Origin of the sequence: Daejeonella sp. (assembly GCF_044348475.1) — a bacterium.
Classification (GTDB): Bacteria; Bacteroidota; Bacteroidia; order Sphingobacteriales; family Sphingobacteriaceae; genus Daejeonella.
Window position 1 is genome coordinate 1 of record NZ_JBIKSU010000075.1, and the last position, 8,668, is coordinate 8,668.

Genomic DNA, 8,668 nt, shown 5'->3' on the forward strand with positions numbered 1-8,668 from the left:
CATAGCTTTTGTTTGCGCACCCATCATTTACTTTCTTCAGCGATACCGTAAAAAATTAAAAGAGATTTAGCAGACTTTCAAGCTTCATTCCTCTTGAACCTTTTAATAGAATGGTGGATTGTTTAACTTTATGCTGATTTAGTGCTTCTAAAGCTTGTGATGTGTTTTTGTAAAACTCGGCATCTTCAAGGCCCTTGAGTTTGTAGAATTCCTCACCAATAAATATCCTTCTTTCAGCTTTTGTAAGTAACGCTTTTTCAAGGATTAAGCGATGTTCATTTGCAGACTCCTTACCCAGTTCAAACATATCGCCTAAAATCAGAACCTTAGATGTTGCATCGGTAGCATTCAGGTTATCTAGTGCAACAGCCATGCTGCTTGGATTAGCATTGTAGTAGTCACAGATTATGGTGTTGTTTGGAGTTTCCAGTATTTGCGACCTATTATTTAAAGGTTGGTATGCATTAATCCCTTTATTGATCTTTTCAGGGCTTAAATTAAAATAACTGCCTATACAAATAGCCGCACATATATTATCAAAATTATAAATACCCGGTAAATTTGAGAAGGCTACATGCTTTGGTTCACCTGAAAGATTCCAATCAATACTGAGGCATGGACTTGAGTTTTTTAGCCTTGCCGAAACAAAGTTATGATCACCTGTTCCATACCCTATTGTATTGGCTAATCCTCTTTCAAGAGCCATGTTGCTAAGTGTCTGATCATCATTATTTAGAAATACGGTACCGCCTGATTTATAAAGAAATTCATACAGTTCACCCTTACCTATCCGAACCCCCTGTATCCCGCCAAATCCTTCTAAATGTGCTTTTCCAATATTGGTAATCATTCCATGGCTTGGCTGAGAAATACTACATAGAAATGCAATTTCACGCTGGTGATTGGCACCCATTTCAATTATTGCAATCTCGCAATCACTAGTTATCGATAAGATACTTAATGGCACTCCGATATGATTATTTAGGTTACCCTCAGTTGCAAAGGTGTTGAAATGCTGCGATAGAACAGATTTGATCAGTTCTTTGCTTGTTGTTTTTCCGTTTGATCCGGTAATACCGATGACAGGAATATTCAGTTGTTTTCTATGTAGGCGAGCCAGCTCTTGAAGACTTTCCAAAACATCTTGAACAATTATAAATCGATCATCCAATGCATATTTTGCATCATCAATAATAGCGTATGCTGCTCCGCTTTCAATGGCCTGCTGAGCAAATTTATTTCCATCAAAATGATCACCCCTTAGTGCAAAAAACAGACAAGAAGCTGTTATTTTCCTTGTATCAGTACAGATTTGAGGGTTTTTTAAGTAAATCTTGTATAATTGCTCCGTTGTCATGTTATTTAGCTTGATACAATATTAAGATTTTTGTTCATCAAGGCGAAGAATTTGGCAATTAGACTTTTTCATTCGTAGATTAGTGGCCAACATGCTGGTTTTGAAATAGAATCCAGAAATAACCAATTAATCTGTATAAAATTCCCTTTTAAAGCAGGTTTACTACTGACCAATATCAATTGAATTTTGACAAATTTTAACTTCCAGCCAGCTGGCATCAAAATTATTAGTTTTATGAAAAAATACATTTTTTTAATTGTCCTTTTGATTGCTGGAATTTTTAGTGTTCAGGCTCAACAAATTAAATCACCTTCAGAATTTTTAGGTTATACACTTGGTAATCAGTTTACTCCGCATCATCGGGTTGTTGATTATTATAAATATTTGGCTTCAGTTTCTAAGCATATTCAGTTACAGGAATATGGAAAAACCAATGAAGGTCGTCCATTGCTTCTTGCATTTGTAGGTTCTGATACTAATATGAGCAGGCTCGATGAGATTAGAACGTATAATCTGAATCTTGCTGGGATAAAGGAACAAAGTTCGGTTTCTACTTCAAAAGATATATCATCAGAGCAGCCTGTTGTGGTTTGGTTAAGTTACAATGTGCACGGAAATGAGTCGGTATCAACTGAAGCCTCGCTCCAAACAATTTATGAGCTTTTAAATCCTGCAAATCAACGCACAAAAGCATGGTTGAAAAACACCCTTGTGGTTATTGATCCTTGTTTAAATCCGGATGGAAGAGAACGTTATGTTAATTTTTATAATCCGATTAGAAATATTGTTCCAGATGCCTTGCCATTTACGCGCGAACACCTAGAGCCTTGGCCAGGCGGACGAGCAAACCATTATTATTTCGACCTTAACCGCGACTGGGCATGGCAATCTCAAATAGAAAGTCAGCAGAGGCTAGCAGTATTTAATAAGTGGCTTCCTCAGGTTCATGTAGATTTTCATGAACAAGGGGTTGATGAGCCTTATTATTTTGCTCCAGCAGCAGAACCTTATCACCAGGATATTAGTCAATGGCAAAGAGAATTTCAAACCATCATTGGAAAAAACAATGCCCGTTATTTTGACGAAAAGGGTTGGATGTATTTTACTAAAGAGCGCTTTGATCTTTTATATCCATCCTATGGGGATACGTATCCCATCTATAATGGTTCTGTAGGTATGACCTTTGAACAAGGAGGTTCAGGAAGAGCCGGATTGGCAATTATCAATTCGGAAGGGGATACCCTTACTTTAAAAAACCGTATCGACCATCATTTTACCACCGGACTTTCTGCTATAGAAGCGTCATCAAAAAATGCAGAAAGGGCTTTAAATGAGTTCAAGAATTATTTTTCTAGCAGTAAAACAAATCCTCCTGGAGAGTATAAATCTTATATTATTCGTGGAGATAATCCTGAAAAACTCAAAAGTTTGGCTACGCTTTTGCAGCGTAACGGAATCGAATTTGGGTATGGTTCGGCAAAAGGAGCATTGGCTTTTAACTACTTCACAAGAAAGTCTGAGAATATTAAGGTTAACAAAATGGATATGGTTATCAGTGCTCATCAACCAAAATCAGTTCTTTTAAAAGTATTATTTGAACCTAATACCTTTGTTTCTGACTCTGCAACTTACGACATTACTGCATGGTCATTGCCCTACGCACACGGAATTCAGGCATTTGCCAGTAAGGAGTCTTTAAGCCCGTTGATGAATACTCTTGAAGTACAGGCTTCAACTATTTCTAGCCTGCCAAATCCGGTAGCTTACGTTGCAAACTGGAATTCGCTGGCTGATGTTAAGTTTTTGGCTGAATTGTTAAGAAAAAATATAAAGGTTCGGTATTCTGAAATTGCTTTCGAAAGCGGGGGTAATAGATTCAATGCGGGCTCATTAATCATTGCGCGTAATGGAAATTCAAACCTTGATGGAGGTTTTGAGAAGGTAATAACGGAACTAGCTAGCAAATCAGGCATTACTTTACAGCCACTTTCTTCAGCTTTTGTAGATAAGGGTGCAGATCTTGGCTCAGACAAGGTTCGCTATATTAAAAAACCAAGGGTTGTTGTTGTAAGCGGCGAAGCGGCTTCTTCATTAGCTTTTGGAGAGATCTGGCATTTTTTTGAGCAACAGATCAACTATCCGCTTAGTGTAGTTCGGTCTTCGGATCTTAACCGCATCGACTGGTCAAGCATTGATGTACTTATATTACCTAATGGGAAATATACTGATTTAGGAAACGATAAAATGCTGCAATGGATACGTAGTGGCGGAAAGCTGATTGCCATGGATGCTGCTGTATCTCAACTGGTTGGGCTGAAAGGTTTTGACATTAAAAACAAGGAAGAAGCAAAGAAAGAAGATAAGGAAATGGATCCTTATAAAGCACTTAAATCTTATGAGAACCGAGAAAGAGAACGTGTTCAAACAAATATTCCAGGTGCTATATATAAAGTAGATTTGGATAATACCCATCCTCTTGCTTTTGGCTTTCCTGATTTCTACTATACCCTAAAGCTTGATGATAATGTTTATCAATACCTGACTGATGCTTGGAATGTAGGGGTTATTAAAAAAGATAATTATGTTAGCGGATTTGTAGGTTCGAAAGTCAGGAAAAAATTAAGCGATGGTTTAATTTTTGGTGTTCAGGAAATTGGGAATGGCTCAGTAGTATATTTAGCTGACGATCCGCTATTTCGCAGTTTTTGGGAAAATGGTAAACTGCTATTCAGTAATGCTGTATTTATGGTTGGGCATTAAATTTTCAAAATACCTGAATTTAGTTTCAAGTCTTCTGTATTGAAAGCATTAAATTTATTGGCGGGCTCAGTTAGAACTCTTTGTAGCCCCAGCACTGGTTTTATCGTTTGAATTTATTCCGATAAACTGTTAGTCTATTCATCTAATTATCTGTTTAATTAGCGTCTTTTAAGCTTATTGTAATTAACTATCAATTAAGATGATTCACCTGAGAATGAGTGATACAGACCTTTTTAACTGATTCTCTTTTGCTTTTACTTTCTGATTTTAAAAATAAATCATTGATTATCAATTAGTTATGTACTTTACACAAAAAAAACGTTAAATTAACTTTGTGTTAACAATAAACTTACCCAAATTTGACATTAATTATAACCAATAATTAACGATTCCTCATTTAAACAATTCAAAACTAATTTAGTATGAAAAAACTTCTACAAAGTTTGTTCCTGTTGTTATTTATAGCTTTTCAAGCTATAGCTCAGGAACGCACTGTTACAGGAACAGTGACCGACAAAACGGACGGTCTACCATTGCCTGGAGTCAGCGTTAAAGTAAAAGGCACTAACGTTGGAACCTCAACAGGCGGAGACGGTAAATTCAGCCTTCGTGTACCAAGTGGTAGTACGACATTGACATTAACTTATATTGGCTACACCACTCGTGAAGCTACAATAGGTTCAGGTAGCACAGTTAACGTACAATTAACTACTGATGCAAAACAGTTATCAGAAGTAATTGTTACTGGTGTAGCCGGTGCAACTACCAAAGAAAAACTGACAGTTTCAGTTACAAAGGTTAGCGAAGAAAGACTAAACGCTGTAACAGGAACTTCATTAGCAGGCGCCTTGTCTGGAAAAGTTGCTGGTATCAGAACAAGTTCTTCAAGTGGTAGCCCTGGCTCTGGAGTTGATATCCAGTTAAGAGCAGATAATAACTTGAACAACGTAGGTTCAGGACCGCTAATTTTGATTGATGGTGTTATCTATACAGGATCTCTTGGAGATGTGAATGCAGACGACGTTTCATCAATGGAAGTTGTTAAAGGTGCAGCTGCATCAGCACTTTATGGATCAAGAGCTGGTAATGGTGTAATTGCAATAACTACCAAAAGAGGTAATAGTATTGGATTAAATACTGTTAAAGTGAATGTACGTAATGAAGCAGGTATGCAGGAAATTGCAAATACCTTAGATCTTGCTACTCACCATCCCTTTGCTCTTGCAGCAGATTATCAGCAGTTTGTTGGTACTTTTACTAAGTATCAGGGTGTTACTTATCCAGCAGGATATCGTGATGCCGGACATAGTCCATTAATTGCTGGTAACAGAGTTCCAAAGGCAGACCACTATGTAGACAATCCTTATGGTGTAACACGTAACCAACAAAACGATTTTTTCAATAAAGGTATTAACTATGCCAATTTCGTGTCTATGACTTCAAGGACTGAGAAAACTGGTGTATATGCTTCATTTGAAAATAACTCTCAGGATGGTATTATTAAAATGACTGATGGTTATACCAGACAAAACTTCCGTTTTAACGTAGATCAGCAGCTTGCACCATGGTTAAAATTCAGCACTTCAAATTTAATAGTAAATACGAATACTGAATATCCTGGATCAGGTGGTGGTATCTTCTTTAACATTGCATTAGCAGAACCTGATGTTAATCTTAATGGTTTCAATCCAGATGGACAGCCATATTATTTGCGTATGAACCATTGGAGTGGTGAAACAACTAACCCGCTTTATACGCTTTACAAAACTCAAAGACAGGATAAGAAATTCAATTGGGTTGGAAACTTTGCATTAAATGCGAGAGTAAATTCATGGGCAAATTTTGATGTAAGTCATTCTTTGGAAAGAAGTAATTACCGTTATCGTAACTATAATCCAAAAGATTACTGGACTCCAACAGGTGGTACAGCTGCAACCAATGGTATGTCATATACCAATGGAAACTTACAGGATTATTCTGAAGAAGGAAATAGCCAAAATACTCAAGCCACTTTAAACATGGTTAAAGATTTTGGAGATCTTACTTTAAGAGGTAAACTTTCCTATTTATATGAAAACCGCAGATACGAAAACTATCAGGTTTCATCTTCTCAGTTTGGTGTTGCCGGTATTCCTACCTATGATAACTTCGCGGTTATTAATGATGCGGGTTCATATGATGAAACTGAAAGAGCACAAAACTATTTTGCGATCTTAGGAATTGATTATAAAGACAAGTTTTTATTAGATGGTATGTACCGTTATGACGGTTCATCACTTTTTGGTTCTGATCAAAGATGGAATCCATACTACAGGATTTCAGGTGCTTACCGTATTTCTGAGGATGTAAAGATTCCAGGCATTGATGAGTTAAAAGTTAGAGCTGCTTACGGAACTGCTGGTATTCGTCCAGGTTTTGATTGGCAATATGAAACCTTTACTTTAAATAATGGTTCAGCAGCAGCTGTTCAAAAAGGTAACAGAAATTTAAAGCCATCTAAAACTTCTGAAACTGAAGTTGGTTTGAATGTTGATTTCTTAAAGAAATTCTCATTTGAAGCTGTTTATGCTCAGTCAGTTACTGATGATCAATTCTTAAATGTTCCTCTTTTAGGTTTCCTTAATAATGGATTCACAAGCCAGTTTCAAAATGCTGGATCAGTAGAAAGCAAGACGTTAGAATTTAGTCTTTCTGCTAACTGGATGAAGAAAAAAGATTTCTCATGGAGCTCGAATCTAGTTTATTCTAGAATCAGACAAAAAATCACTGACCTTCCTATCGCACCATATGTGTTTGGTAGTACTGATGGTGGTGGCCAGCAGATGTTCTTTATCAAAGCAAATGAAACATACGGAGCAATGTATGGTCATTCATGGGTGCAAAGTCTTGATCAAATGAGCAAGCAACTTCCAGCAGGAAAAACAATTGCTGACTATGTTGTAAACTCAAAAGGTTATGTAATTGCTGCAGGAACTGAAGGCAAGACTACTGAGAAAGCGATCAAACGTTTGGATGAAAAAGGTGCGATCTTGTTTGATAAAATAGGAGATGGTAATGCTGACTTCAATATGGGCTTAGCAAACACGTTCAATTATAAGCGTGCAACTCTTTATTTCTTGCTTGATCTTAAGAAAGGTGGAAATATTTACAATGCGAAAGGACAATGGTTAACTAGAGATTTAAGAAATCCTGAAATGGACCAGAGCGCAGTAGCTCAAGCTGATAAAAAGGCTTATGATTATTTCCTTAATTTCTACGATGTAAATACTCCTAATGCTTATTGGGTTGAAGATGCAACCTATCTTAAACTTAGAGAGGTGGCTTTAGGCTATACTTTCCCACTTAAAAGCTTAGATGTGTTTGGTGGTGTTGTTAAAAGTATAACTGCAAAAGTTGTAGGTCGTAACCTGATTAACTTTGATAATTACAGTGGATATGATGCTGAAGTTGGAAGTATTAGACAACCATATGATGGAACTTCTAAATATCCTAACTTCAGAAATTATGCATTCTCACTTTCGATGGATTTTTAACTCTTAAGATTAAAAAAGACAATTATGAAAAAAATAAAATTTATATACGCAATTGCTCTCGCACTGTTTTTGGTGCAAGGGTGTAAAGAGGATCTTCTTGTTGTAGAAAATGAAAATCAACCAGATTTTGATAAAGTTTTCTCAAATGGAGCAGCTCTTGAGAATCTTGCCAGCGGACTTTATGTTACCATTTATAATGGTGAACACTCTTCTGGTAGCGTTCAGCCGATGTTGGCTGTTGCTGCTGATAATGTTTCTTGTTCATGGGGTAACTTTGCAATGAGAGATATGTCATGGGAGCCACGTAACAATGCTTGGAATAATGCTCCAACGTATAGTTATAATACAAATTCGCTTGGTCTTTGGAACAATATGTATTCTGCTATTAATACTGCATCTGATGTGTTAAAAGCTATGGGAACAGGTGTTAATGTGGGTGCTAATGGTGCAGATAATGCAAGAACTAAGGCTTTTTGTAGGTTTGCTCAGGGTGTAGGTTACGGTAACCTTGCACTTGTTTTTGACAAAGCCTTCATCGTTGATGAAAAAACTGTGATTGCAGAAGCTTCTTTAGCATCAGCATCAGCTTATTCTAAAGTTGCTGAGTCGGCTTTAGTTTATCTTGATGAAGCTGCTGCTTTAGCAACAGCTAATACATTTACAATTCCTAAGGGATGGATGGGTGCTGATAAGGATTATTCAAACGTTGAGTTTAAGAAACTTATTAATACCTATGCAGCTAGAATTTTGGCTTATTCTCCACGTAACAAAACTCAATTGGCAGCTGTTAACTGGGCAAAAGTAAAAACTTATGCTGATGGTGGACTTACTTCTGATTTTATTGTAATGCAGGATGGTGGTGCTAAATGGTATGATTCAGCAGGCGATTACCTGGTTTATCAGGGCTGGGGTGTTACTGATAATTATGTTGTGAATATGATGGATCCAACAATGCCTAAGCATTGGACCGATGTTTCAACATTCCCTTATCCAAAAGAATCAACTGCTCCTATAGATC

At 36.9% G+C, this 8,668-nt stretch carries 4 protein-coding genes; 3 read left to right on the forward strand and 1 reads right to left on the reverse strand.

Features of this window, described 5'->3' with window-relative positions; all coding sequences use genetic code 11:
• Positions 1-55: 55 nt before the first annotated feature.
• Entirely contained in the window at positions 56-1,357 is a 1,302-nt protein-coding gene (gene murF / locus ACIQZ6_RS10615) for a UDP-N-acetylmuramoyl-tripeptide--D-alanyl-D-alanine ligase (protein ID WP_395810898.1), read from the reverse strand.
• Positions 1,358-1,591: 234 nt separating this feature from the next.
• Here murF and ACIQZ6_RS10620 point away from each other — a divergent pair, with 234 nt between their 5' ends.
• The 3 genes from ACIQZ6_RS10620 to ACIQZ6_RS10630 all read left to right on the forward strand — a co-directional run.
• Positions 1,592-4,117: a M14 metallopeptidase family protein gene (locus tag ACIQZ6_RS10620; protein ID WP_395810900.1), complete on the forward strand. Its 2,526-nt coding sequence runs from the start codon at positions 1,592-1,594 to the stop codon at positions 4,115-4,117.
• Between the two features lie 422 nt (positions 4,118-4,539).
• Positions 4,540-7,650 carry a SusC/RagA family TonB-linked outer membrane protein gene (locus ACIQZ6_RS10625; RefSeq protein WP_395810902.1) on the forward strand — a complete coding sequence of 1,037 codons (3,111 nt, stop codon included), beginning with the start codon at positions 4,540-4,542 and terminating at the stop codon, positions 7,648-7,650.
• A gap of 24 nt (positions 7,651-7,674) precedes the next feature.
• The coding region (locus ACIQZ6_RS10630) for a hypothetical protein (RefSeq protein ID WP_395810904.1) at positions 7,675-8,668 on the forward strand (994 nt) is incomplete at its 3' end.